This is a genomic window from Streptomyces endocoffeicus (assembly GCF_016741935.1).
In the GTDB taxonomy this organism is placed as follows: domain Bacteria; phylum Actinomycetota; class Actinomycetes; order Streptomycetales; family Streptomycetaceae; genus Streptomyces; species Streptomyces endocoffeicus.
In genome coordinates, this window is sequence record NZ_JAERRG010000036.1 from 16738 (window position 1) to 41045 (window position 24308).

Sequence of the window (24308 nt, forward strand, 5' to 3'; positions counted from 1 at the left end):
GCGACGGCGAACTCGCCGACGGCATAAAGTCGTTCGCATGACAGCGGGCAGGAGTGGAGCGGCAGACCGGCACGAGAGCCGCGAGAGCCGCGAGAGCTTCAAGGACATCGCGCTACGGAGCCTGAGCGCCGCCGGTGAGGCGATCGCCCAGCTGATGTCCGGGCTCAACACGGCGCTGCTGGCCATGCTGTTGCTGCTGTGGCTGACTCTCACTGCCGCAACGAGCGTCGTCGGCGTCGGGCTGCTCATGGCACCCGTACTCCTGCGCACCCTGCACGCCCTGGCCGGCCGGGAACGCGGCCGGCTCGCCCGCTGGGGCCCCGAGGTCGCCGCCCCGGAACCCGCGCCCACCCGGCTGCGGGCCGCCCTCGTCGACCGCACCACCCACCGCGAACTGGGCTGGCTGGTCCAGCACTCCACCGTGGGGGCGCTGCTCGGACTGCTCGGCGTGGTGCTGCCGGTCCTCGCGGTGCGGGACACCGCTTTCCCGCTGTACTGGACGTTCATACCCGAGGGCGCGACTGCCACCTCCGTGGGCATCGGAAACGCGCACACCTGGCCGGACGCTGTCGCCGTGACGCTTCTGGGCATGGGCTGGATCGCCATCATCCTGGGGCTGACGCCCGGTATGGCCCGGCTCCAGGCGGGCCTCGGGCGACGGCTCCTGTCGGCCGGTCCCGACGTCGATCTCTCCCTGCGCGTCGCGGAGTTGACCGCCACACGTGCCGCCGCTCTGGACGCCCATGCCACCGAACTGCGCCGCATCGAACGTTCGTTGCACGACGGTGCGCAGAACCGGCTCGTCTCCGTCGCCGTGCTGATCGGGGCGTCCCGCCGCATGGTGGCCCGCGATCCGGCGGGCGCCGACGAACTCCTGGAACGCGCCCAGTCCGCCGCCGAACAGGCGCTGGCCGAGCTGCGTACCGTCGCCCGCGGCATCCTGCCGCCGGTGCTGGCTGACCGGGGCCTCGCGGGCGCGCTCTCCGGTCTCGCCGCGAACTGCGCGGTGCCCTGCCGGATCGACGTGGACGTGCCCGAACGCTGCGCCGCCTCCGTCGAGGCGACCGCCTACTTCGTGGTCGCCGAGGCCCTGACCAACATCGCCAAGCACAGCGGCGCCCGGCACGCCGTCGTCACGGCACGCGGCGGCGGGGGCCGACTCGTGCTGTCCGTCGAGGACGACGGCAGGGGCGGCGCCGGGGGTAACTCCCGGGCTTTCGGCTCCGAGGGAGAGGACGGCGGCTCCGGGCTCACCGGCATCCGTCGCCGCATCGCGGCGCACGACGGCGGCCTCACCCTGACCAGCCCGCCCGGTGGCCCGACCGTCCTGACAGTGGATCTTCCCTGTGGGTCGTGACGACCGGAGCCCGACCTGTGGAGCCCGACCTGTGGACCCTGTGGACCCTGTGGAGCCTGACATGCGGATCGTGATAGCCGAGGACGATCCCCTGCTGCGTGAGGGGCTCGCCCTGCTGCTGCGCGCCGAGGGGCTCGACGTGGTGGCCACCGCGGGCACCCCCGACGAGGCACTGGTCGCCATCGATGTGCACAAGCCGGACGTCGCCATCCTCGACGTACGGATGCCGCCGACCCACACCGACGAGGGGATCGTCGCCGCGGTCGAGGCCCGGCGCCGACGGCCCGACCTTGCTGTGCTCGTGCTGTCCGCCTACGTCGAGCAGAGTTTCGCCACCGAGTTGCTCGGCGGCGGGGTGAACGGCCTCGGCTATCTGCTCAAGGAACGGGTCGGCCGGGTCGAGGAATTCCTGCACGCGCTACGGCGCGTGGCCGCTGGCGGCACCGCCATCGACTCGGAGGTCGTCGCCCAGCTCTTCACCCGCTCCCGCCAGGACACCCGCCTGGAACGGCTCAGCCCCCGCGAACGGGACGTACTCGCCCTGATGGCCGAGGGGTTGGGTAACTCTGCCATCGCCGAGAAACTCGTCGTCACCGACGGCGCCGTCCACAAGCACATCCGCAACATCTTCGCGAAGCTCGATCTGTCTCCCACGGACCAGGTGGACCGCCGGGTCGCGGCCGTCCTGCGATATCTGGAGGATCTACGGCGGCTGGCTTGAGGTGGTGTTGGTACAGCCAAGAGCATCCTATGCCGCATGACCTGCACGGATGACATTCTCGGCAAGGTCAATCTCCGTCGGCACCGCCCACGCCTACACGACAGCCGTCGTCGGCCTGCTTGCTGACCGCTCTACGCCAGGGCGTTCCCATCCTCGCCGACCGCGCCTACATGGGAGTTGGCCCGTGGGTGACGACACCCCTCAGACGCCCGCCGGGCCGTGACCTCACCCCGACCCAGCAAACCGTCAACCGAGCGCTGCCCACAGCACGGGCACCGGTCGAGCGCGGCGTCGCGCGGCTGAAGTCGTGGCGGATCTTCCGCAGGTCCCGGTGCAGTCCGAATCGAATGTCGTCAATCTCCGCGGCCGTGCTCACTCTGGAGCGGCAATGCTCACTCTGGAGCGGCAATGCTCACTCTGGAGCGGCAATGCTGAAAGAGCTCATTGACTCAGCCGCCGCTCTTGCGCCGGAACGACCGCTGGCTCGCAGCCGGGCCGTTCGCCCTACGGACCTTCGACGCCTCGACGTTCGCAGCGAGGTCAGCGGCGTCCGCCTGAGCACTGCGCTTGCGCGCCAGGGCCTCCCGGAACTTGCGTTTCAGGTCGTAGTGGCCGTCGCTGTCGGGCACCAGAGCGGACGTCTCGGGGTCAGTCGGCTCCGAACCTTCTTCGGATACGGACTCTGCGGTCATGGCGACCTCCTGGGTTCGGGCAGTGGGAAGCACAGCTTGTCATGCCGAGCACACCACGAGGGCGTTCATCTCGTAGGTGTATGCACCGGAGGGTTTCGGGCCGGGCTGGGGGTTCTCCGTTCCGGGGCGGAGGTTTTCGACTATCAGGGCGACGGCTCTCAGCCGCCGCGACGCACCCTGGCCGCCTTGCGGGCTTCGGCGAGCTTGCGGGCCTCGCCGGCCTTTCGGGACTTGCCGCCGGCGCCGCGGGAGGTGTTCTTGCTGGTGCCCAGGCCGCGGAAGGGAGCGTTGGTGTTCTTGGGCCGGGGCGCGGCCGGCCCGCCATCGAGCGGGGTGCCGGAGGGGGCCTTGGCCCCGGTGATCCGGCTCAGCTCCGCCTCGCCCGAGCGTACCTTGGTGATGGTCGGCTCGATGCCGGCCTCTGCCATCAGTCGGCTCATCTCGCGGCGCTGGCCCGCCAGCACCAACGTGACGACGCTGCCGGACTCACCGGCCCGGGCGGTACGGCCCGCGCGGTGCACATAGTCCTTGGGGTCGGTGGGCGGGTCGACGTTGACCACCAGATCGAGGTCGTCGACGTGCAGGCCACGGGCCGCGACATTGGTCGCCACCAGGACGGTGATCCGGCCGTTCTTGAACTGCGCCAGGGCCCGTGTGCGCTGCGGCTGGGACTTGCCGCTGTGCAGGGCCGCGGCGTGCACTCCGCTGGCTCGCAGATGCCGGGTGAGCTGGTCGACCGCGTGCTTGGTGTCCAGGAACAGCAGTACGCGGCCGTCGCGGGCGGCGATCTCCGTGGTGACGGCGTACCGGTCGGGGCCGTGGACGACCAGAACATGGTGGTCCATCGTCGTGACCGCGCCCGCGGACGTGTCGACCGAGTGGACGACGGGATCGTGGAGGTAGCGGCGGACCAGGTGGTCGACGTCGCGGCCCAGAGTGGCCGAGAACAGCAACCGCTGACCGTCGGGGTATACCTGGTCGAGCACCTCGGTCACCTGCGGCAGGAAGCCCATGTCGCACATCTGGTCGGCCTCGTCGAGGACAGTGATCCCTACCCGTCCCAGGCGGCAGGCCCTGCGCTCGATGAGGTCGTGCAGACGGCCGGGGGTGGCGACGACCACCTCGGCTCCATCGCGCAGCGCAGCGGCCTGCCGGCCGATCGACATGCCGCCGACGACCGTGGCCATCCGCAGCCGCAGTGCCTCTGCGTACGGCGCAAGCGCCTCGGTGACCTGTTGGGCCAGCTCCCGGGTAGGCACCAGGATCAGAGCCAGGGGCTGCTTCGGTTCCGCGCGCCGCCCAGCCATCCGTACGAGCAGCGGTAGGCCGAAAGCGAGCGTCTTGCCCGATCCGGTGCGCCCGCGCCCCAGGACATCGCGTCCCGCGAGGGCGTTGGGCAGCGTGGCTGCTTGGATCGGGAAGGGCTCGCGCACACCGAGTTCGCTGAGCGTTCGCAGCACCTCGGCTGGTAGTTCCAGGCCGGCGAAGGAAGCGACCGGAGGCACCGTTGGCGCAGTGGCCATGAGCGGGGCGGGATCGCTGCGCGAGGTGCCGGGGAGGTCAGGGTGATTCATGAAGAGCCTTCCGCATGCGAACGTACCGAGGAAGGCCCGGTAGGAATGAGCAGTCGACGAACAAAAGGAACCGGACAGGCAAGATCGCCAACCGTCACGGGCGCGCAAAAGCATAAGGTTAACACGAAGTGACAGCCCCGCGTCCCGAGATCGCGTCCCGGCGGTCCCGGCCTCAGTCGGCCGTCTGCCCGCTGCTTCCCCCGCTTCGCCCACGCCGAAGCCTCTGGACGGCTGCGACGGCACAGGTGCGACCCTGCGGCCACCATGCCTGTGCGCATAAAGGCCCGCACGCCGCACCCGACGACACCGGAAGTGTCCCCGGTGCGCGATCCACGCGGGGTGACACGGATTCCGGCACCCACAGGCGCATTGCGAACGCGCAATGGTCTGACGCGTCAAACGCAACGCGACGCGTCAGGCCGGGGAGTCCTCCTCCATGGGCGGCATGAAGGCGCGCAGCCATCGCTCCGTCTGGGCGACATGGGCCTCGGCCGCTCCGGCGGCGGCGCGCGGATCGCGGTCGGCGATCGCGGTGGCCATCAGGCGGTGATCCTCGTCGCTCTTGCGCCGCATCTGCTCGCCCTCGGGGAGGGTGAAGATCTGGTACTTGCGGGAGCGGGCGCGGAAGACCGAGAGCAGGGAGCCGAGGGCGGGGTTTCCGGCCGCGGTGGCGATCTCGGCATGGAAGCGGTGGTCGAGGTCCGATGACTCGGTGGGGTCGTCGGTGGCGTCCATGGCCTCGATGAGCGCGAAGAGTTCCCGCACCGTCTCCGGGGTGCTGCGGGCCGCAGCCTGCGCCGCGACGTGGGACTCCAGGACACGCCGGATCTCGTACACCTCCAGCAGACCGGAGAGCGGCAGCAGTTCCAGGGTGAGCGACAGGCTACCTATGATGTCCTCCGGCCTGAGCTGGGAGACATAAGTACCGGAGCCGTGCCGCGGCTCGATCACCCCCAGGGCCGCGAGCATCCGTACGGCCTCGCGCAACGACCCCCGGGACACGCCGAGTTCCTCGCACAGCTCGCCCTCGGGCGGAATGCGCCCTCCGGCGCTGAGGCGCCCGGTGGCGATCATGTGGCGTAGGCCGTGGAACGCCTTGTCGACTGCGGACATCCGATTCCTCCCGAACGGGCGGGGCGCGGTCCCGCGCCCTTCGTCGCACTGTACCGATTCATCAGATATGTCAGAGGTATCGATCGGAAGTCATCTGATGATCCACGCTGCTACACCCCTTGATTGCGTGGAATTCGTCATGCAGGATGCCGAGTCATCATACGTGTTCTGGTGGCGATCAGATCTCTCTCGTTTCTGACGTCCCTCGGAACACCCGGACCCCGGCAGATCGGGACTCATGTGAGCGAGACCGATGTCATCACGGCGCCACGCCCCCTGTTGCTGGCCGACGGCCGTCCCGCCGACCGGGCGTGGACGCTGGACCCCGCCCTGAGACACCTGAATCACGGTTCCTTCGGCGCGGTTCCCCTGGTGGCACAGGAGCGGCAGAAGCAGCTGCGGGTGGAGATGGAGCGCTCCCCGGTGGTGTGGTTCCCGGCGCTGCCTCAGCGGATCGCCGACACCAGGGTCGAGATCGCCGACTTCTTGGCGGTGGCCGCCGACGACCTGGCCCTGGTGCCGAACGCGAGCGCGGGCATCAGCACCGTGTACGCCGCCCTCGACCGCCGTCGCGGCGGGGAGATCGTCGTCACCGACCACGGTTACGGCGCCGTGACCATGGGCGCCGAGCGGCTGGCGCGCGACCGCTGGGATGGCGGGGTCCGCACCGCGCGGGTACCCCTCGACGCAGATGAGGAGCAAGCGTGCGAGGCCGTGTTCGCCGAACTGTCCGAGGCGACGGACCTCATCGTGGTGGACCAGATCACCTCGGCGACCGCCCGCCGGCTGCCGGTGGAGCGGATCGGCGCGGAGGCTCGGCGGCGCGGGATCCCGCTGCTCGTGGACGGTGCGCACGCACCTGGTCTGCTCCCCGCCCCGCTCTCGGGGCTGACCTGTGATTTCTGGGTCGGAAACCTGCACAAGTGGGGATGCGCGCCCCGGGGCACCGCAGCGCTCGTCGCCCGTGGTCCGCTGCGTGAGCGGCTCTACCCACCGATCGACTCATGGGGTGCCAAGGACCCGTACCCCGACCGCTTCGACCAGCAGGGCACGGTGGATGCCACCTGCTATCTGGCGGCACCGACGGCGCTCGGCTTCATCGAGCACACCTGGGGCTGGAGGCACGCCCGCCGCTATATGGACCACCTGGCCGGTTACGCCGCGCAGGTCATCGGTGCCGCGTTCACCGGGCTGACCGGCGCCGACAGCAGCGTCGACGTCGGCATGCCGGTCCCCGGGATGCGTCTGGTGCGGCTGCCCGAGGGGCTCGGCGCCACCCGCGTCGAGGCCGACGCGCTGCGCGACCGGGTCGCCGGGGAGCTGGGTGTCGAGGCGGCCTTCACCAGCTTCGGCGGCATCGGCTATCTGCGGGTGTCCGCCCACGTCTACAACACCGCCGCCGACTACGAGTACTTCGCCGAGACCTGCGTCCCCGTCCTCGCTGAGTGGGCCCGCGCGGCTCGCGGGCGGCACGGCGCGCCATAGCGGCGCGACACCGTACTCCCCTCCCCACCCCCGACTCCCCAAGCCGCTCCGAGCGCGGCCCGCACCCAAGAAAGAGGTCAGCACGATGAGGAGAAGGACGGCAGCCCTCGCCCTCGGCACCGCCGCGGCGATGGTCCTGACCGGCTGTTCCGCCATGAGTCCGAACGCGAACGGCACGGTCACGCTCAACATGGTCGAGAGCCTGACCAACCCCTCCCGCACCGATCTGCTCAAGGGGCTCATAGCCGACTTCGAGAAGCAGAACCCCAAGATCAAGGTCAACCTGATCTCGCCGCCCACCGAACAGGCCGATCAGAAGATCCAGCAGATGCTCCAGTCCGGCAGCGGCGTGGACGCGCTCGAGGTACGGGACATCACGGTCGGCCCGTGGTCGAACAACGGCTGGCTGTACGACATGGAGAAGGACCTCAAGGGCTGGCAGGGCTGGAACGCCATGACGGAGAACGCCGTCAAGGCGTCCGAGGACGCCAAGGGCCGTACCTACTTCGTCCCCTACGGCTTCTACGGGCTGAGCCTCTTCTACCGCAAGGACCTGCTCAAGGACGCCGGGTTCAGCAAGCCCCCGGCCTCCTGGGACCAGCTGCTGAAGCAGGCGTCCGCCATCAACGACCCGGCGAAGCGCCGCTACGGCTACGCGTTCCGCGGCGGGGCCAACGCCAACAGCAACGCCACCGCCATCATCGAGGCGTACGTGGCCGACAAGGTCGACCTCGCCAACGGCTACAAGCTGAAGAACGGGCGCACGATCTTCTCCGCGCCCGAGGCCCTGGACGCCCTCAAGACCTACCTCACACTCTTCAAGAAGGCATCGCCCAAGTCGTCCGTGTCCTGGGGCTATCCGGAGATGGTCGAGGCGTTCTCCAACGGCTCCACGGCCTTCCTGCTCCAGGATCCGGAAGTCATCGCCACGGTCTCCGAGTCCAAGTCGATCTCGAAGGAGCAATGGGACACCGCTCCGCTGGTGGCCGGACCCGGCGGGAAGACCGTCCAGCCGCTGGCCACCGCCGGGTGGGGCATCGCGAAGGGCAGCAAGCACAAGGCCGAGACCGTCAAGCTGATCAAGTTCCTGTCCCAGGGCAAGGCGTCGACGGACTTCACCAAGAAGAACAGCCTGGTGCCGATCCTCAAGTCGGCGACCGAGGACCCGTTCTACAAGACCGGCCCGTGGTCGTCCTACGTCACCATGACCAAGCACCCCGACACCTATCTCAACGTCAGCCAGCCGCGCGGCGTGACCTGGTGGCGCGAGTGGGAGCAGAAGTCCGACGCCGATGTGCAGAAGATGGTGATCGGCAAGATATCGCCCAAGGAGCTGCTGACGGGCTGGGACGCGTACTGGACCAAGAAGTGGGAGCAGGAGAAGTAGGGATGCCCGCCACGTCAGCGACGACGACCGGGCCGAAGACTTCGCGCCCCGTCCGGAAGCAAGCCGCCTCGCGGGCCCGGAACGGGCCGCGGGGCGGCCGGAAGCGGGAGTTCACGACCCGCCGGGGCCTGCTCATCGCCGCCTTCATGGCACCTGCCGCGATCTTCGTGGCGGTGTTCACGTACTACCCCATGATCTCGGGCAGCCAGATGGCCTTCCGCCACTGGGATCTGAACGATCTCACCGACACCTCCTGGGTGGGCCTGGACAACTTCCACCGTGTCTTCTCCGACCCCAACTGGGGCACCGTGCTGGGCAATACGGGCGTCTGGGTCATCGGATCGATCGTGCCCCAGCTCGTGATCGGTTTCGCGCTCGCCCTGTGGCTGCGCCGCCGGTTCCGCTTCCGCGGCGTCTACCAGGCGCTGATCTTCTTCCCCTGGGCGATCTCCGGGTTCCTCATCGGCATCCTGTTCCGCTGGATGTTCAACAGCGAGTTCGGCGTCGTGAACGATCTGCTCCAGAAGGCGGGGCTGATCGACGAGCCCGTGGCGTGGCTGGCCGATCCGCACAAGGCGATGATCGCCGTACTGATCGCCAACATCTGGTACGGCGTCACCTTCTTCACCATCATGATCCTGGCCGCGCTCCAGTCGGTCCCCGACGAGCTGTACGAGGCCGCGGCGCTGGACGGGGCCGGGAAGGCACGCACGCTCTTCCAGATCACCATCCCCTATATCCGGGTCACGCTGGTGCTCACGGTGCTGCTGCGGGTCATCTGGATCTTCAACTTCCCCGATCTGATCTTCGGGATGACCGGTGGCGGGCCGAACAACCAGACACACATCGTGACCACCTGGATGATCAAGATCACTCAGCAGGGCGACTACGGCAAGGCCTCGGCGCTCGGTCTCCTCGTGGTCGCGGGGCTGCTGCTTTTCACGGTGTTCTTCCTGCTGGCCACGCGTGAGAAGCGAGAGGTGAGGTCGTGATCGGCAAAGAGACCGCGGCCGGCCGGGCCGTCCGGATCGTCTTCCTGGTGCTGTGGCTGGTCTTCACCGTGTTCCCGCTGTACTGGATCGCCATCACCTCGCTGAAGGCACCGGGCGACATCTTCTCCTTCCCCCTCGCCTACTGGCCCGAGCACTTCTCGCTGGAGAACTACAGTGAGCTGTTCAACAAGGCCGACTTCGGGACCTATCTCACCAACAGCCTCATCGTCGCGACCGTCGCGGGCGCGGTCGCCACCGCCATCTCGATGCTGTCGGCGTATGTGCTGGCGCGCTTCGAGTTCCGCACCAAGTCCGCGTTGCTGACGGCCGCCCTGGTCACCCAGATGATCCCGGCCTTCATCGCGCTGGGCCCGCTGTATCTGCTGATGACCGACCTGAAACTGGTCGACAACCGGCTCGGGCTCATCCTCGTCTACATCGCCGTGTGCATCCCCTTCTGCACGGTGATGCTCCGCGGCTTCTTCGAGAACATCCCCGACGCACTGGAGGAGGCCGCGATGATCGACGGCCTCTCCCGGTTCGCGGCGCTGTTCCGGGTGCTGCTCCCGGTGATGCGTCCGGGGATCGTGGCGGCGTTCATCTTCAACTTCGTCAACTGCTGGAACGAGCTGTTCCTGTCGGTGACCCTGATGAACAGCGACGCCAACAAGACGACCCCCACGGCCCTCAACGGGTTCATCTCCAGCTTCAACATCGACTGGGGCTCGATGTCCGCGGCGGCCGTGTTCACGATCCTGCCAACCATGGTGCTCTTCGCCTTCGCGAGCCGCCACATCGTGCAGGGGCTCACCTCCGGCGCCGTGAAGGGGTGAGGCCGATGGCCGCGATCGACGTTCCGCTGCCCGACTCCGTCCATGTGATCACCGGTCCGTCCGGGGACCCGCGCACCGCCGCACCTGCGGGGGCGGGCCGCTGGACCGTGCCCGGCGCCGAGGTGACGGCGCGACACGATCCATACGGCGCCCTGCGGCTGGTGCTCGCCGCGCCGGGTCCGGAGGGCCTGTCGACGGTGGCGCTGCGCTGGCGCCACCACCCCGGCGGTCACCGCCCCGCCCTGGTGCTCGGCGATGCGTGGGAGCGCTCGTACGGCGAGTTGCAGTGGCGCAGCGTCCAGCCGGAACGCCCCCTGCCCTGGTACTGGCTGAGCACCGACCCGGCGACCGGTGGCTGCACCGGGCTGGGCGTACGGACCCGCGCCGGGGCGCTGTGCTGCTGGACGGTGGACGAGGACGGCACCACGCTGTGGCTGGACGTACGCTCCGGCGGCCTGCCTGTGCTGCCGGGCCACCGGGAGATCGCCGCCGCCACGGTGGTCGGGGTGGCGACGGGTGCGGACACCACCCCGTACGCGGCGCTCCAGGAGCTGTGCGCCGCCATGTCCCCCGATCCGCTGCTGCCCGCGCAGCCGGTGGTCGGCTGCAACAACTGGTACTACGCCTACGGCCGGGACTTCGGCCCGGACGCCGTACTGCGCGACGCGGCCACCATCGCCGAGTTCGCCGGGGACCATCCAGTGCGGCCGTTCTGTGTCGTCGACGACGGCTGGACGGAGGGCGGGGGAAGCGCCCCGGGAGGGCCGTGGGACACCGGCCTGCCCGGGCTGTTCGACGACATGGCGGGCCTGGCCGCGGGCATCGCCGACCGTGGCGCCCGGCCGGGCCTGTGGTTCCGGCCGCTGCTGTCCCGGGTGCCGACGGAGGGGATGCGCACGGACACCGGCGCTCCCGGCCGGATCCCCCTGGACCCGTCGCTGGACGCGACGCTGGCGACCGTCGCCGCCGATGTCGCCCGCTTCCGCTCCTGGGGTTTCGAGCTGATCAAGCACGACTTCAGCACGTACGACGTCTTCGGCCGCTTCCACCCGGACACACCGCACGAAATGGCCGGTGCCGGATGGCGGCTCGCCGACCGCACCCGCACCACCGCCGAAGTGCTGGTGGGCCTCTACCGGACCATCGCCGAGGCGGCCGGGGACGCCGTGGTGCTTGGCTGCAACACCGTCGGACATCTGGCGGCGGGTCTGGTGCAGGTGCAGCGAACCGGTGACGACACCTCGGGCCGCCACTGGGAGCGCACCCGACGGATGGGCATCAACACCCTCGCCTTCCGGCTGGCCCAGCACAGCCGCTTCTACGCGGTGGATGCCGACTGCGTGCCCTGTACCCCGGCCACCGAGTGGCGGCTGAACCGTCAGTTCCTGGACCTGGTGGCCCGTTCCGGCACCGCACTGTTCGTCTCCGTCGCCCCGGCCGCCCGTACCCCGCAGACCGATGCCGACCTCGGCGCGGCCGTCCGGCTCGCGCTGGACGGCGGGTCGCCCGGCGGCGTCGAACCGCTGGACTGGCTCGGGACCACGGCCCCGCGCCGCTGGCGGACGGGCAACGCGGAACGCACGTACACGTGGTCCCAGCCCTGGGGTGCGTGGCCGCCGCTTCCGCTCTAGACAGCTGTAGACGGCCCTGGCCATTGGTCGGGCGCGGGTGGATTCGCGACACCGCCCGGACGGGTGGACGACCTGATGAACTGTCTCACCGCGAACCTGCTCAGGCGGCGCCATGCCGCGACCCGCGTACCCAAGCGACGCGGACGAGCACACCACCCGCCGTATCAGGATCCTCGGCGCCACGGCACACACCCCACCACGGAGTGGATCACGCAGCTCGGACGCAACCTCCTCATGGAGCCCGAGGACGCGGGCAGCAAGGTGACGTTCCTCATCCGCGACCGCGACACAAAGTTCACAGCCGCCTTCGACGCCCTGATGACCGATGCCGGTCCCAAGGCCGTCACCACCGGCATTCGGATACCACGGATGAACTCACTCATGGAGCGCTGGACACAGACCTGCCGCAGGGAACTTCTGCACCGGACCTTGCCCTGGAACCAGAACCACCTTCTCCACGCCCCGCGCGAGTACGAATGGTGGGTAGCGGGCGGCAGAGCGGAGCTTGTCCGTGACGATCATCCTGGGCACCGTGCCGGTTCTCTTGAACAGCCTGCGGAAGAAGCGCCTGGCCGCAGCCTTGTCGAGCCAGCACGCACATATAAGTCTCACCTCTCGGCGTATTGCAGGAACAGCACACCCAGGACGATGAGTCCGGCGGCTTCCAGGATTGAGACCGCGACCAGAAGGGCGCTGTCCGTGCTGTGGCACCAGAAGGTGATAAGTGCGGCAAAGGGAGTGACGAGGAAGGCCAGCAGATCGACGACTGTCTGTGTGGTCTTGCGCGAGATCCGTCTGTCGTCGCTGCGATGGTAGGTCTCCCAGCCGAACAGCGGTTCCTCCACGTTTGTGGCCTCGGCGAGCCGGGAGGCGAGCTCGGTGCGGACGTAGCGTCCGATGGCTGAGATCTTTTCGTCGTTGACCAGGTGCGTCCATCCGAGCACAAGACACACCACTGGAAGGGCCAGGGCCAGGATCAGCTGCGGGTAGTCCGTCTGCGCGGCGACAGCCGCGACGGCGGTCACCGCCGCGAGCGTCACGTACAGCAGGTTGTCCCGAAAGCCGATACGTGCACGCTGCTCGTCCTTGATCTGTGCGTACTCGGCAAGGAGTAGGGCGCTGGTGCTCCGTTCTCTGTCCGTCATGACTGGCTGTCACCCTCGTTTTCGCGACACCTTGGCGGGGGGTGGCTCGGTGGTACCCGTACTCGGCCCGTGGTACCTGGACCTTCAGGGAGCTGCCGTGCTCTCGGCAGCTCCCTGGCCGGTCGGCCTCCGGATCCGGTCCGGGAGGACTCAGTCGGTGCTGTCCGCGGGCGGTGGACTGTCGGCGTTGTTCCGCTCGATCCACGCCTTCCCGTCGGCCGCGATGCCCTCCAGGAGACGGAACGTATGGGCGAAGCCGGCCGCGTCGAGGTTGATCTGCGAGAGGTCCCGGGCGTTCTCGTACGGTTCGAGCTGGTGGCTGTCGGCGTCCTTGATCCGGATGGTTCTGGCCGGGCCGTTGGAGAGGAGCAGCGCCATCTCATAGCCGATGCGGTCGTCCTCGGTGACCTGCACGGAGGAGAACGCGTTGAAGCGGTAGTTGGTGCGTTGTTCGCCCGGGCGAGTGGCGCGGGCGAAGTCGACTTCGGTGCTGATCTCGCGGATACCGTTCCGTGTGGCCAGGAACAGCCGGAGGGTATATCGGGAGTAGCGCCAGGGGCCGCCTCGGCGCCGTGCTCGTCTGTAGGGGCGTGCCGGTGTCGTCAGGATCGTGTGGGCGATGATGTCGTACCAGGTGAGCTGGTGGTGACGGAGCACATCGGCGGTGAACAGGACCTTGTCGTGGCTGAGCCACGCCTCCATCTCAGCGTCGGAGGGCCGGATGGCTTCCAGTTGCTCCTTCCAGCGCTGGAACTCCTCCTCACGCGCGTACATCCGCCGGTGGTACTCCTGCGTCTCCTCGGTGAACCGCTGTTCCTCGCTGCGTATGTCCAGCCATACCGACGCTGCCCGGCGCCCGCTCCCGATGGCGCCGAAGAACACGGCGAAGGCCAGGAGGCCGTGGAGCGCACTCGCCGAACCTGTCGCGGCGGTGACGGTGACGGCCAGGGACGTGACGCCCAGCACGGCGAGGGCGGGCACGCAGGCGAGTTTCGTCGTCACCGGAGTCCGGTACCGCTGCCGGTGGGCGAACAGCGTGCCGTTGTTATGGCGGTCCCTGGCGTCCCGGGCCAGGTAGCGGATAAGCCAGCTGACCCGGTCGACGCTGATTCTGCTCTCCCGGTAGAGGAACGCGACCTCGGCGGCCAGAACGGCGCGGATGCCAGTGGTGTGGGCGAGCCACTCGGGCCGGTCGAACCCGTGCGGCACGTACTTGCCGAAGTAGTGCGCGAAGGAATTGCGGACGCTGCTGGTGAACCCGTCCGCCGCGGGGGCCCCGCCGCCCGCGGATGCGGGGGAGGAGGCGACCGGGGAGCGGGCCGGATCCGGTACCGGCCCCTGGTTCGACGCTTGGCCCAGCTCCTGCTCCTTGGCCTGCAGCCGGTGCTTGTTGTGCCACCATCGCTGGCCGAACCGGGCGGCGAGGAATCCGGTGCCGAGCGCGATCAGCAGCTCGACGATCGCGGTCAGCGGCTCCGCGATCACTGCCGAGATCCCGAGGAATCCCGCGGCGACGACGAACAGACCGGTCCAGGCCGCCAGGCGACGACGGTGACGGAAGGCGGTGCTCTCCTCGGGAGGCCGGGTCCGTGCCCCGATGGGATCGGGCTCGAAGTAGTACCGGACCCGCCGGGAACGGTCACCATGGAACTGCCCGGCCTTGGCGAGCTCGCAGGTCTCGGCCCACAGGGTGGCTTTTGTCCGGCTGGTGAGCACGAGGTCGAGGTGGTGGACGATCAGGTCACGCTGGGGCGGTGCCAGATCCCTCAGCCGCTTCAGCACGGCGGCGGTCTCACTGTCAGCTTTGCCGGGCAGTGCCAGCAGATCGAAGACGACCTGCAGACCGGGTTTCCAGTCCTTGTCCTCGGCGTAGCCCTGCATGACGTCCCGCGTCCGGTCCAGCTGACGGCGCTCCTCGGCACTGAGGTCGTGGTGGGCGCGTTTGCTGAGCATCGCGAGCATCCAGTGGAAGCGGATCTGCGGGCCGTCGTGGTTGTGGGTGATCGCGTCCCAGATCAGTTCCCGCGCCCGGCCGGGTAAGCCTTCTTCCAGACAGCGGACCCCGACCTCGTATTTCTTCTGGGGCGAAGCATCCGGCGGGACGATGTTGATGGTGGAGTCGCGTACCACCGAGGTCTGGACGCCGACGAAGGAATCGTGCGCCTCGTTGTGCGTGGAGGGGAAGCCCTCGGTCATGCCGGGTCACCCGCCGCCGCGATCAAGGACGCAAGACCGGCGGCCAGTTCCGGGTGGTCATCGAGCAGGCCGCGTAACTTCCTGAGCGCCAGAGCTGCCTTCTTCGGAGGCGCCGGGGCATTCGCGGTGCACTTCTCCGCTGCGCGCCTCGCGATGCTCAGCTCGACCTGTGCCTCGTGGTGAATGTCCGCGTCGAGGGTCCCGTCGGCGTGGTGTCGTGTCAGGTCCTCGCGGAAGCGGTCCAGCTCCGCGACCAGTTCCGTCGGGGTGGATGCCTTCGGAGCTGCCCCGCTCACGTGGACGGTGCTGCCGGTGACCTCTCCGGCCATGATTCCCACCGTGCTGGAAAAGGCCGTGTTGACGACGCTTCCGCTGCCCCTGCCAGTTCTGTCTTTCTGGGCCATGACGGTCCGCTCCTCTTCTTCCGCTTTCTCTGCCAGTCCTGCTTCCTTGATCAGTTCCGCAGCCAGCCGTACCGCGAAAGCCGCCGCGTTCGCCGCGGCGCGCGGCTGCCGCTCACGGTCCTCCGCGCCGTTCTTCGTGCCGTCCGCCCGGTCACTGATGCCGCGGATGACGCCGACCGGCAGACCGCTGAGATGGCCGGCCTGCGCCACGCCGGCGGCTTCCATGTCGATCGCGAACGCGTCGTTGTAGTGCTTCCGGAGCCATGCGGCCTCGGCGGATTCCCGCGAGTTCTGCAGGACCTCACCGGCGGCGATCGGGCCGAAGTGCACCCGCGACACTTCCCCGTTCTCCGGTGCGTGGCCGGCCCGGTCCATCATCCGGGCCAGATGCTGGCCGAGCTGGATGAGGCCGTGCGGCGCCTCCCACGTCCGGGGTCGCGCCTTGAGCCCGTCGTCCTCGCTGGTCGCGCCGTGGTAGGCGTACACGTTGGTGGCCATCACCACGTCGCCCAGCGCGATCGAGCTCCGCATGCGCCCGGCGACACCGACGAACAGCACGGCTGCCGGAGAGAAGTGCTCGATCGCGCGCTCCGCCAGCACTGCGGCCGAATGGTTCCCCTTGCTCGTCAGACCGAGTGCCACACGGCACGACGTGCCCAGCACGGTCCCGACCTCGAACCGCGTGCCGGTCTTGTGTACGGTCACCTGCGGATCAGCCAGTTTCCGGTGCACGGCCTGGTATTCGAGATTGAGGGCGGTGAGAATCACCACCAGGTCATTTGGCATCTCTTCTCATTCCTTCGCGTGTTCCTCTGTTTGTTCTTCCGCCTTCTGTTCCGCCGGTGCCGGCACGGGCCGGACCAGCGGAGGCGAGAGCACCGTGGTCGGTCCCGCGCGGAACAGGCGTGCGGGGCGCCCCACCGTGGTCCTGCGTCCCGTCCCGGCCGGAACGATGAACCCGTCCACGGCCTGGATCTTCCGGTAGAAATTCCGGGTGTCGAGCGTGACGCCCCACACCGCCTCGTACACCTGCCGCAACTCGGCGATGGTGAAAAGGTCTCCACAGAACGCAGTGGCCAGTGCGGAGAACTCGAGTTTCGTACGGGCGCGTTCAATTCCGTCCGCCACTATCTGATCGTGGTCGAAAGCAAGCTTCACCTGCCCGGAAAGGACCGTGTCCGTCGGAATCCATGAGGCATTCGCGGCATCCGTTCCCGCGACCGGCTCAGGAAGGCGCGGTGCGATCGCCAGATGCGCAACCGAGACGACCCGCCCACGCGGATCACGCCCTGGATCCCCATAGGTGGCCAACTGCTCCAGATGAAACTGCCGGGCATCAACAGCGGTCTCCTCGCCCAGCTCGCGGCGAGCGGCCTCCGGGATCGCCTCACCGGCGTGGTTGAGGAAACCGCCGGGCAGCGCCTGCATGCCAGCGAAGGGTTCCTTGCCCCGCTCCACGAGCAGGACGCACAGCCGCCCCTCACGCAACGTCAGGATTACAAGGTCAACTGTGAGCAGAACGGACGGCGGCGTCCAGGAATCATCACGCATGGTGCCGACCGTATCGGATTGCTGTCACATTGACAATAAGCGTGGCATGCACTGCTTGGCGCACTATTTGCGAGCAGCAACATCGATCATCGAAACACCGACTGCCACCGCCCCTCACTTGAGGCCACAACCAGGGGAACACCCAGCTCAGAGGCCGATGGAGGCTGAGGTGATCGCGTGGTGTGCCCGGTCGGCGGAGACTGGGATCGTCGGCACGTCGCACCAACCCAGGAGGCGATCACCATGCGCTCCGTCACCGACCGCGGTCGGGTCTACCGGCGCTGCGGATGCCGCGACGCACACCGCCACCAGCTCGGAACCCGCTGCCCGCGGCCGGCAACCGACGGTGACCACGGCAGCTGGACCTTCGCCGTCGACCTGCCCTCCCCCGGCCACCGTCGTACCACCATCCGCCGTGGCGGCTTCCCCACCCAGGACACCGCCCAGGCCACGCTGCGGCGGATCCTCGAGGGCGAGGCCAGCGGGTTCAACGGCGACCCGAACCAAACCGTCGCCGATTACTCGTTCACACCCAGCTCGCCGCAAGCCGCGGCCAAGTGACCGTCCACCGGTGCCTGGCCACCCTCTCCAGCGCCCTGGGCGACGCCGTCCGCCAGCACCGCCCCACCCCCAACCCCGCACGCCCCGCCGCCCTGCCCCGACCACCCACCGCCGAGCGACGCATCTGGACAGCCGAGGAAGCAACCCGCTTCCTGCGCTACTGCCTGTGGGTGCCGAAAACTGTGTCACCCGAGGTGACCTGCGGGTTCGGATCTACCAGAGCGCAGGAGGTTGGCGGGCGCTGCACGGCATGATGCTGGGTCGTGGCGATACGTCTGATCTATCAGCTCGGGTCCCAGATCTCCCGATGGCTCGCGCTGCCGGCCCGGTCGAGCGCGGCGAAAGACATTGAGATCTTGATGCTCCGCCACCAACTCACCGTCGCACAGCGCATCCACCCACGGCCCCGGTTCTCCTGGAGCGACAGGGCCGTCATGGCAGCACTGCTCCGGATGACGAACAAGCAGCAGCGCTCACAGCTGGCACTGCTGGTTACACCACGGTCACTCCTGCGCCGACATACACGCATCGTCGCCCGGAAATGGACCTACCCACGCCGCAATCCAGGCCGACCACCGAAACCGGAAGCATTACGGCAGCTGGTCCTGCGCCTCGCGCGGGAGAACCCCGGGTGGGGGTACCGCCGGATCCACGGCGAACTGCTCAACCTGGGACCCAAACTCGGCGCCTCGACCGTCCGGGAGATCTCGCAGAAGGCCGGGATCGACCCCGCACCCCAGCGCACCAACCAGTCCTGGCCCGCCTTCCTCAAAGCCCAGGCCTCCGCCATCGAGGCCACCGACCTCTTCCACATCGACACGGCCTTCCCGCGGCGCTGATTCGTGCTGTTCTTCATCGACCACAACACCCGACACGTGCACATCGCCGGCGTCACCCGGCACCCGACCGGCCCGACACCGCCCCAAGTGCCCCGGATGAACGCCATCGCGGAACGCTGGATCGGATCATGCCGACGCGAGGCAACCGACCGCGTCCTGATCACCGGAAAACGCCACCTGCGCCTCGTCTGGTGGGCTGCCGGGGATGGTTCGGTGGTCATGCCTAATCGGATCACGTTCCATTTGAGTCGGTCATCTGGGCAGTCTAGGCCCGAGCCAAACGGAACGCGTTCCAATTAACCCTGGAGGAGACCTCATGGCCGAACCCGCTTCCGCGCCGGGCACCATGCGCACGGTGCGCTTCCACGAGAACGGCGAGCCCGTCGACGTCCTGCGCCTGGAGACCGCTCCCGTGCCCGAGGCGGGACCCGGCCGCATCCGTGTCGCCGTGCACGCGTGCGGCCTGGCCCCGGCCGACTGGGCGCTGTGCCGCGGGCTCTTCCCCGGGAGCCTGCCGCGCGGCATCGGCTGCGACGTCTCGGGCATCGTCGAGGCCGTCGGCGCGGGCGTCACGGACGTGGCCGTCGGCGACCGCGTTTTCGGCACCGCCGACTTCGCCGGCCAGCCGAGCGCCGGCGCGGCGGAGCGCGCAGTGCTGGATCACTGGTTCGCGGTGCCCGAGGGCCTGGACCTCATCCGGGCCGCCGCGCTCCCGATGGCGCTGAGCACCGCATCCTGGCACCTCGCGCGACTCGGCCTGGCCGCGGACCACACGATCCTGGTCAACGGTGCCGGAACCACCATCGGCTACGCGGCCGTGCAGATCGCCCTCGTCCGCGGAGCGCGGGTGATAGCGACCGCCGGGCAGACCTACACCGAGCAGTTGCGCGACCTCGGAGCCACGGTGGTCGGCTACGGCGAAGGCCTGGCCGATCGGGTCAAGGCCCTCGGCGTCGGCCAGGTCGACCTCGCCTTCGACACCGCGCCGCCCAATGGCGCCCTGCCCGAACTCGTCGAGATAGTCGGCGGTGATCCCAAGCGTGTGCTGACCTGCTCCGACGTGGCCGCGGCGCCGGAGCTCGGGGTGCGCGACACCTTTCACGAAGATCCCGCGAAGCGTACCGACGACGAACTCTTCGGCGTCTTCACCGAGTTCGCACAGCTGGCCGCCGAAGGCAGGTTCACCGTGCCGGTCGCCGGAACCTTCCCCCTCGCGGACTGGCGCAAGGCCCTTGAGATCAGCTTGACCGGGCACGCCCGCGGGAAGCTCCTGCTCCTGCCCGCCTGCGACGCCGATTAACTGGAGAGACCACCCGGGCTCGAGACATTCACCGCACTCAGGGCGAGCCCGACCGCAGGCCGGCCCAATGGGCGGGTCGCCGCCCGAGAATACGACGCCTCCGGAATAAAGACCGACTGGCGATGGGCACTGGAGAGCTGGGGCGGGCAGCAACGGGCACGGTCCTACATGATCATGGAGTTCTCTACGTTCTGTGACCCCGAAGGACAGCCGTGCCCGCGCTGCCATCTTGCCTGCTCGAACCCCTCTGGGACCAATTCGCCGCTCTCCTGCCCGCCCGCACGGAGTTCGCCGCGAGCCACCCACTCGGCTGCCATCGCCGCAGGATCCCCGATCGGACGGTATTCGAGCACGTGGTACTCGCGATGGTCCACGGCTCGGGCTACGAGCGCATCGCCACCCCCGGATGCTCCATTCGCACCATCCGCCGACGCGTCAAGGAGTGGGCTGAACAAGGGATTTCCGAAGCCGTACATGCTCTAAGGACGAGAGGCGCTCCGCCAGCTCCCAGCAGGCGTCGTCTATCGGGATCGACTTCCCCGCCAAGTACCTCTCCACGCGAGAGCAGAAGGCTCCCAGCAAGAGCCATGGTTCATCTTTCAGCCCGATCTTCTCGATCAGGTCGGCCAGTTCCCTGATGAAGCGCTGTTGCCCCGGCGGTATGGCGATGGCGACACGTGCGGCGCGGGGCTGGAACTCGCGTTCGCCGAGGACATCTCTTTCCATCCTGGCGTACCGGGTCCGCCATTCGTTCGCGAGCCGTCGCTTCTCGTGATCCCGAGGAAGCCTGTCGATCCAGACCCAGATGGGGTTGCGGTATGCCTCGTCCCGGACTGGCTCCTCAAGCGCCGGGTCGCCGGCCCACCAGCGCAACAAGGTGTTTACGGTGTCCTCTTCGACAAGCGCATGCCCGACAGGGCCGCATACAGAGCCGCCCGGGAGACCGCGGTCTCTTCACGCCCGGCAATCCAGGCGACCGAGACCTTCCCATCCCCCAGCGCGCGGAGGTCGTACGCGAACGCCTGGAGGGGGCCCTCTTCAGGGTTCGGAATCCTTTTAGGAGAGCCCACCCGTGCCGAAGGCCGAGGCCCGACTCCTGCCGAGGAAACTTCGAGCACACCGGCTGGTCACCCCCGGAACGCTGCTGCCCTGGCATCGCCGCTCGGCCGACTTCGACATCTAGGACTCAGCCGAGAAGATGCTCTCGTCCTGGGGTTTCGGCATGGGACGGGTGGCCGAGCATACGAAGACCGTGGTCGAGACATGTCCGGGCTGGGACGTCTGCGGCGGTGCCGACGCGATCCAGCCTTGATGCCGGTGTCTCAGGCCAGGGGGTCTCTCTCGTTGAGTGCGTCGAACTTGCGTACCTCATTGCGCATGTGCGGGCCCCACTTGGTGAAGAGCGCCATGACCTCCGGTGTGGCAAGGTGCCGATCGAGCGTCTCTTGGGACGCCCATTGCTCGAGCACCGTGACGGTTCCGGCCGCCGCGTCCTCCACACAGAACGAGATCAGCATGTTTCCCGGGTTCGCCGCAGCGATCGGGTAGGTCGCCTGCGCCTCGGCGATGAACGTTTCGATGTCGTCGGCAGGGACGAAGACCCGGCCGGCAACGATGATGGCCGTCTGCCCGGTGTCCGCGATGGCGGCCGCCTTGTCCTGGAGCGAATTCACTATTCTTTCTCCTCCTTGGTGTTCCGGTGCGGAGCCGGACCAGCCCGTCTCGATGACGCCGTGCGCAGTCTGAGAGCCACGGCGCTGCCCTCGCAAGGTAGACCCTGACATCGGCGTCAGGTGCAAGAGCCAGTTGATCGATGAGGAAGTGGTCGGTTGTGCTCCAGTGCAGTTTTGCGATCTATCCAGTGGGTTAGTGGCTGCGCCAAGCTGTTGCCTGATGGCGTCTGCGCCAGGTGGACCAGTGCAGCAGTCTGGCGATGGTCACGGCTGGCGGGTTGAAGACGAGGGTGAGGAGGTGGCGGATCTCCGGGACGGTCACGGGGACCGGATCGTTCCTGCGGGCGGTGTGGTGGTACGGATCAGCGCGACGGTTGGGGGCCGCGCTGGCGGCGACGGCGGTCAGGAATGCCAGGGTGCGGACCAGTTCGGCCAGCGTCACCGCGAGGGGTGACCAGCACAGGTAGAAGGCGAGTTCACCGGTGGTCCAGTTCCGGCGGATCAGCAGATGGCGGTGGTGATCGGTGCCGATGTGGATCCAGGCCCAGTCGTAGTAGCGCGCGCCCTTCGCCCCCGGCCCGGCGCTGTGCCGCTGCCAGGCCGTGGCAGGCAGGCGGTCGGCGACGGTGTCCGCGCGGACGGGAGTGCGGCCGTGGTTGATCCGAACCCGGATGGAGCGGACGACGGCCATCACGTAGCCGGTGCCTCGGTCCTCCAGGACGGTGCGGAGCTGTGGATCCTGGCCGTAGGCTTCGTCGCCGGTCACCCAGGCGGCGCTGATGTCGGCGTCGAGGGCGGCTGTGATCATCTCCCCGGCCAGGCGGGGCTTGGTGGCGAACTGCACCGTCTTAGTACTCCAGTCGCAGTTCGCTATTTCCACTGGTCAGGAGCGTGTCTGTGAGTGTACTCGCCTGACGTGTTGTCAGGTGCTGTGAGTTCGTGACTTCGGGTGCGGCGGTGGTAGTGGCAGCGGCGGGCGATGGCCTGGTGTCGGCGTCGCCACCAGGACCAGCTCATCGCGTGGTCGGTGTCCCGAAGGTGTGCCGAAGGTGTGCCGGCGGGGGACTGCCAGCTGCCAGGAGTCGCCGGATTTCTGCCACGGTGAGCGGGGCGAGGGAGCCGGAAGCGTTTCTGCTGCCCCCTTTTCCGGCCCCGCAGCGGGGGCCATGGCGGCGAGGAAGGCGTGGGCGAGCATGGCCAGGGTGATGTGCCGGTACCAGCCCGGATACCGGCGGACCTCGTACTGGTCCAGCCCGCACTCGTTCTTCGCGGCCTGGAAGGCTTCCTCGATCGCCCAGCGAGTTCCGGCGACGCGCGCCATCTCGGCGACGGCGGTTCCATCCGGTGCGTAGGCGAGGTAGCAGGCGATCTCCTCCGGGCGGGCCAGGCTGCGCCGGGCCAGTACCCATCGTTGATGGGTGGGCTGGTCCCCCTCGAAGTCGTCGATGGCGGGCAGTTGGGCCGCGGCCCAGTCATGGACGCGCGGCCCCTTCGCGCCGTTGCCGCAGGAGTGGCGTTCCCAGGCTTCTTCGGGTGCCTGGGCGATGGCGAAGTCCATGCGCCCCAGGGCGTGTACGTGCTGGGACTTGGGCACGGCCAGGACGTAGCCGATGCCGGCTTCTTCCAGCGTGCGGCGGAAGCGCCATTCCCGGCCGTAGGCGGAATCCGCGGTCACCCAGGCGATCGGCAGCGGGGAGGCCAGGACGCGGGCGACCATCGCCGTGGCCAGTTCGCCCTTGGTGGCGAACCCCCGCTCGTCGGGGTTCCAGCAGGCCCGGCTCAGCAGATGCCGTAACCCGGCGGGTGTGCGGTGACCGGCATGCTCGGCCGACTGCCGGCTGTTCTTCCGGCCCACCGGTCCCAGCAGACCGTGCACAGAAGCTCGCATCCGCCGCCGTAAGTCCACCCGCCCGAACCGGTGGCCAATACGTACGAGCAGTTCTTCCAGTTCCGCCGCCCAGACATCGAGCCGCACATCGTCTTGCATGACGAGCACAACGGTCCGCCGCACCCGAAGTCACGAACTCACAGCATCTGACAACACGTCAGGCGAGTGCACGCACAGACACGCTCCTGACCAGCGGAAATAGCGAACTGCGACTGGAGCACTGGAGCGGGCCCTTGCCCCTCAAGCCCACCGTGCCCTGGCCGCTGGCTGTCTCATCGGCTCCCGCGGACTGCTCCGTGTTCCCAGGCCCAGGCCGCTATCTCGACCCGGTTGCGGGCGTTGAGCTTGGCCTGGACGCGTGCCAGGTACGTCTTCACCGTCGACAGCGACAGGAACAACTCATTGCCGATCTCCTGGTTCGTGCGGCCTACGGCCACCAGCCGGACGATGTCCTGCTCCCGTTCGCTGAGGCCGGCGTCATCGGATCCCGCGGCCGCCTGCGCCATCCCGTGTTCCGTCGCTTCCAGCTTCCGCAGAAGCCGCACGGTGACCGCGGGGGAGACGAGGGCGTCTCCCCGCGCTGCCGCCCGGACCGCCTCTACCAGAAGGGCGGGAGAGGCGTCCTTGAGCAGGAAACCGCAGGCGCCGTTGCGCAGTGCGGTTCGCACGTAGTCGTCCTGGTCGAATGTGGTGATCACGACGACGTTCATCGGATCGGCCACGCAGGTACCGGCCAGCTGTCGCACAACCTCCAGCCCGTCCAGCCGCGGCATACGAATGTCGGCCAGCACGACCCGGGGACGCAGACGACGCGCGAGTTCGACGCACTCCACACCGTCTGCCGCCTCACCGACCACCGTGATCCCTGGCTGCACACCGAGGATCAGGCTGAATCCCATCCTCACCAGTTCCTGGTCGTCGGCGATGACGACGTCAATCCGGGGCTCGGGCACTGACCGTTCCTAT

At 68.4% G+C, this 24308-nt stretch carries 20 protein-coding genes and 5 pseudogenes; 12 read left to right on the forward strand and 13 right to left on the reverse strand.

Going from position 1 to position 24308, the window contains the following annotated elements; translation table 11 throughout:
• Positions 1-37 precede the first annotated feature (37 nt).
• The 3 genes and pseudogenes from JK364_RS46590 to JK364_RS46600 all read left to right on the forward strand — a co-directional run.
• Positions 38-1357 carry a sensor histidine kinase gene (locus tag JK364_RS46590; protein ID WP_201857510.1) on the forward strand — a complete coding sequence of 440 codons (1320 nt, stop codon included), beginning with the start codon at positions 38-40 and terminating at the stop codon, positions 1355-1357.
• Between the two features lie 61 nt (positions 1358-1418).
• The gene (locus JK364_RS46595) at positions 1419-2078 is read left to right on the forward strand and encodes a response regulator transcription factor (RefSeq protein WP_201857511.1); all 660 of its coding nucleotides are present in this window, start codon (positions 1419-1421) and stop codon (positions 2076-2078) included.
• Positions 2079-2212: 134 nt separating this feature from the next.
• A pseudogene (locus JK364_RS46600) lies at positions 2213-2467 on the forward strand (transposase family protein); the annotation flags it as partial.
• Between the two features lie 60 nt (positions 2468-2527).
• On the opposite strand, the gene JK364_RS46605 reads toward JK364_RS46600, so the two are convergent.
• The 3 genes from JK364_RS46605 to JK364_RS46615 form a co-directional block, all read right to left on the reverse strand.
• The gene (locus tag JK364_RS46605; protein WP_201857512.1) at positions 2528-2770 is read right to left on the reverse strand and encodes a DUF5302 domain-containing protein; all 243 of its coding nucleotides are present in this window, start codon (positions 2768-2770) and stop codon (positions 2528-2530) included.
• Positions 2771-2928: 158 nt separating this feature from the next.
• A complete protein-coding gene (locus JK364_RS46610) occupies positions 2929-4344 on the reverse strand; it encodes a DEAD/DEAH box helicase (protein ID WP_201857513.1) in 1416 nt (471 codons plus the stop codon).
• A 414-nt stretch (positions 4345-4758) separates the two neighbouring features.
• The gene (locus tag JK364_RS46615) at positions 4759-5457 is read right to left on the reverse strand and encodes a FadR/GntR family transcriptional regulator (RefSeq protein ID WP_201857514.1); all 699 of its coding nucleotides are present in this window, start codon (positions 5455-5457) and stop codon (positions 4759-4761) included.
• Between the two features lie 240 nt (positions 5458-5697).
• Between JK364_RS46615 and JK364_RS46620 the strand changes: the two genes are divergently transcribed.
• The 5 genes from JK364_RS46620 (at position 5698) to JK364_RS46640 (ending at position 11785) form a co-directional block, all read left to right on the forward strand.
• Positions 5698-6942: an aminotransferase class V-fold PLP-dependent enzyme gene (locus JK364_RS46620; RefSeq protein ID WP_201857515.1), complete on the forward strand. Its 1245-nt coding sequence runs from the start codon at positions 5698-5700 to the stop codon at positions 6940-6942.
• A gap of 85 nt (positions 6943-7027) precedes the next feature.
• The gene (locus JK364_RS46625) at positions 7028-8329 is read left to right on the forward strand and encodes an ABC transporter substrate-binding protein (RefSeq protein WP_201857516.1); all 1302 of its coding nucleotides are present in this window, start codon (positions 7028-7030) and stop codon (positions 8327-8329) included.
• A 2-nt stretch (positions 8330-8331) separates the two neighbouring features.
• Positions 8332-9321, forward strand: coding sequence for a carbohydrate ABC transporter permease (locus JK364_RS46630; RefSeq protein WP_201857517.1), 990 nt, complete (start codon positions 8332-8334; stop codon positions 9319-9321).
• Positions 9318-10154, forward strand: coding sequence for a carbohydrate ABC transporter permease (locus JK364_RS46635; protein WP_201857518.1), 837 nt, complete (start codon positions 9318-9320; stop codon positions 10152-10154). The genes JK364_RS46630 and JK364_RS46635 overlap by 4 nt, the downstream gene beginning before the upstream one ends.
• A 5-nt stretch (positions 10155-10159) precedes the next feature.
• Positions 10160-11785, forward strand: coding sequence for an alpha-amylase family protein (locus tag JK364_RS46640; protein ID WP_201857519.1), 1626 nt, complete (start codon positions 10160-10162; stop codon positions 11783-11785).
• A gap of 495 nt (positions 11786-12280) precedes the next feature.
• Here JK364_RS46640 and JK364_RS58525 read toward each other — a convergent pair.
• From JK364_RS58525 to JK364_RS46660, 5 genes and pseudogenes are all read right to left on the reverse strand, one after another.
• A pseudogene (locus tag JK364_RS58525) lies at positions 12281-12370 on the reverse strand (IS6 family transposase); the annotation flags it as partial.
• A gap of 23 nt (positions 12371-12393) precedes the next feature.
• Complete coding sequence (locus tag JK364_RS46645) at positions 12394-12930, reverse strand: hypothetical protein (RefSeq protein WP_201857520.1); 537 nt, start codon at positions 12928-12930, stop codon at positions 12394-12396.
• Positions 12931-13080: 150 nt separating this feature from the next.
• Positions 13081-15126 (reverse strand): hypothetical protein, encoded by a 2046-nt coding sequence (locus JK364_RS46650; protein WP_201857521.1) that lies wholly within the window; start codon positions 15124-15126, stop codon positions 13081-13083.
• Positions 15123-16316 (reverse strand): 5'-methylthioadenosine/S-adenosylhomocysteine nucleosidase family protein, encoded by a 1194-nt coding sequence (locus tag JK364_RS46655; protein ID WP_201857522.1) that lies wholly within the window; start codon positions 16314-16316, stop codon positions 15123-15125. Before JK364_RS46655 ends, JK364_RS46650 begins: the two co-directional genes overlap by 4 nt.
• Before the next feature lie 6 nt (positions 16317-16322).
• On the reverse strand, positions 16323-17081 hold the full coding sequence (locus tag JK364_RS46660) for an NUDIX hydrolase (protein ID WP_201857523.1): 759 nt from the start codon (positions 17079-17081) through the stop codon (positions 16323-16325).
• 243 nt (positions 17082-17324) lie between these two features.
• Here JK364_RS46660 and JK364_RS46665 point away from each other — a divergent pair, with 243 nt between their 5' ends.
• The 4 genes and pseudogenes from JK364_RS46665 to JK364_RS46680 all read left to right on the forward strand — a co-directional run.
• The gene (locus JK364_RS46665) at positions 17325-17642 is read left to right on the forward strand and encodes a hypothetical protein (RefSeq protein WP_201857524.1); all 318 of its coding nucleotides are present in this window, start codon (positions 17325-17327) and stop codon (positions 17640-17642) included.
• Positions 17643-17905: 263 nt separating this feature from the next.
• The gene (locus tag JK364_RS56285; protein ID WP_230993587.1) at positions 17906-18481 is read left to right on the forward strand and encodes a hypothetical protein; all 576 of its coding nucleotides are present in this window, start codon (positions 17906-17908) and stop codon (positions 18479-18481) included.
• Between the two features lie 346 nt (positions 18482-18827).
• A complete protein-coding gene (locus JK364_RS46675; RefSeq protein ID WP_201857558.1) occupies positions 18828-19781 on the forward strand; it encodes an NADP-dependent oxidoreductase in 954 nt (317 codons plus the stop codon).
• Between the two features lie 212 nt (positions 19782-19993).
• Positions 19994-20263, forward strand: a pseudogene (locus JK364_RS46680) (transposase); the annotation flags it as partial.
• On the opposite strand, the gene JK364_RS46685 reads toward JK364_RS46680, so the two are convergent.
• The 5 genes and pseudogenes from JK364_RS46685 to JK364_RS46705 all read right to left on the reverse strand — a co-directional run bounded on the left by JK364_RS46685 (position 20217) and on the right by JK364_RS46705 (position 24295).
• On the reverse strand, positions 20217-20657 hold the full coding sequence (locus JK364_RS46685) for a hypothetical protein (protein ID WP_201857562.1): 441 nt from the start codon (positions 20655-20657) through the stop codon (positions 20217-20219). The pseudogene JK364_RS46680 and the gene JK364_RS46685 overlap by 47 nt on opposite strands.
• A gap of 446 nt (positions 20658-21103) precedes the next feature.
• Positions 21104-21454, reverse strand: coding sequence for a putative quinol monooxygenase (locus JK364_RS46690; RefSeq protein ID WP_201857525.1), 351 nt, complete (start codon positions 21452-21454; stop codon positions 21104-21106).
• A 193-nt stretch (positions 21455-21647) separates the two neighbouring features.
• Positions 21648-22298, reverse strand: a pseudogene (locus JK364_RS46695) (transposase); the annotation flags it as partial.
• A 276-nt stretch (positions 22299-22574) separates the two neighbouring features.
• A pseudogene (locus JK364_RS46700) lies at positions 22575-23429 on the reverse strand (IS701 family transposase); the annotation flags it as partial.
• 185 nt (positions 23430-23614) lie between these two features.
• Positions 23615-24295, reverse strand: a complete 681-nt coding sequence (locus JK364_RS46705) for a response regulator (protein ID WP_201857527.1) — start codon at positions 24293-24295, stop codon at positions 23615-23617.
• Positions 24296-24308 lie beyond the last annotated feature (13 nt).

Coding starts and splice junctions, on each gene's coding strand:
- JK364_RS46655 (WP_201857522.1), bottom strand. CDS start 16,316: ATGCCAAATGACCTGGTGGTGATTCTCACCGCCCTCAATCTCGAATAC.
- JK364_RS46590 (WP_201857510.1), top strand. CDS start 38: ATGACAGCGGGCAGGAGTGGAGCGGCAGACCGGCACGAGAGCCGCGAG.
- JK364_RS46660 (WP_201857523.1), bottom strand. CDS start 17,081: ATGCGTGATGATTCCTGGACGCCGCCGTCCGTTCTGCTCACAGTTGAC.
- JK364_RS46595 (WP_201857511.1), top strand. CDS start 1,419: ATGCGGATCGTGATAGCCGAGGACGATCCCCTGCTGCGTGAGGGGCTC.
- JK364_RS46625 (WP_201857516.1), top strand. CDS start 7,028: ATGAGGAGAAGGACGGCAGCCCTCGCCCTCGGCACCGCCGCGGCGATG.
- JK364_RS46675 (WP_201857558.1), top strand. CDS start 18,828: ATGCGCACGGTGCGCTTCCACGAGAACGGCGAGCCCGTCGACGTCCTG.
- JK364_RS46645 (WP_201857520.1), bottom strand. CDS start 12,930: ATGACGGACAGAGAACGGAGCACCAGCGCCCTACTCCTTGCCGAGTAC.
- JK364_RS46610 (WP_201857513.1), bottom strand. CDS start 4,344: ATGAATCACCCTGACCTCCCCGGCACCTCGCGCAGCGATCCCGCCCCG.
- JK364_RS46630 (WP_201857517.1), top strand. CDS start 8,332: ATGCCCGCCACGTCAGCGACGACGACCGGGCCGAAGACTTCGCGCCCC.
- JK364_RS46665 (WP_201857524.1), top strand. CDS start 17,325: ATGCGCTCCGTCACCGACCGCGGTCGGGTCTACCGGCGCTGCGGATGC.
- JK364_RS46605 (WP_201857512.1), bottom strand. CDS start 2,770: ATGACCGCAGAGTCCGTATCCGAAGAAGGTTCGGAGCCGACTGACCCC.
- JK364_RS46640 (WP_201857519.1), top strand. CDS start 10,160: ATGGCCGCGATCGACGTTCCGCTGCCCGACTCCGTCCATGTGATCACC.
- JK364_RS46615 (WP_201857514.1), bottom strand. CDS start 5,457: ATGTCCGCAGTCGACAAGGCGTTCCACGGCCTACGCCACATGATCGCC.
- JK364_RS46650 (WP_201857521.1), bottom strand. CDS start 15,126: ATGACCGAGGGCTTCCCCTCCACGCACAACGAGGCGCACGATTCCTTC.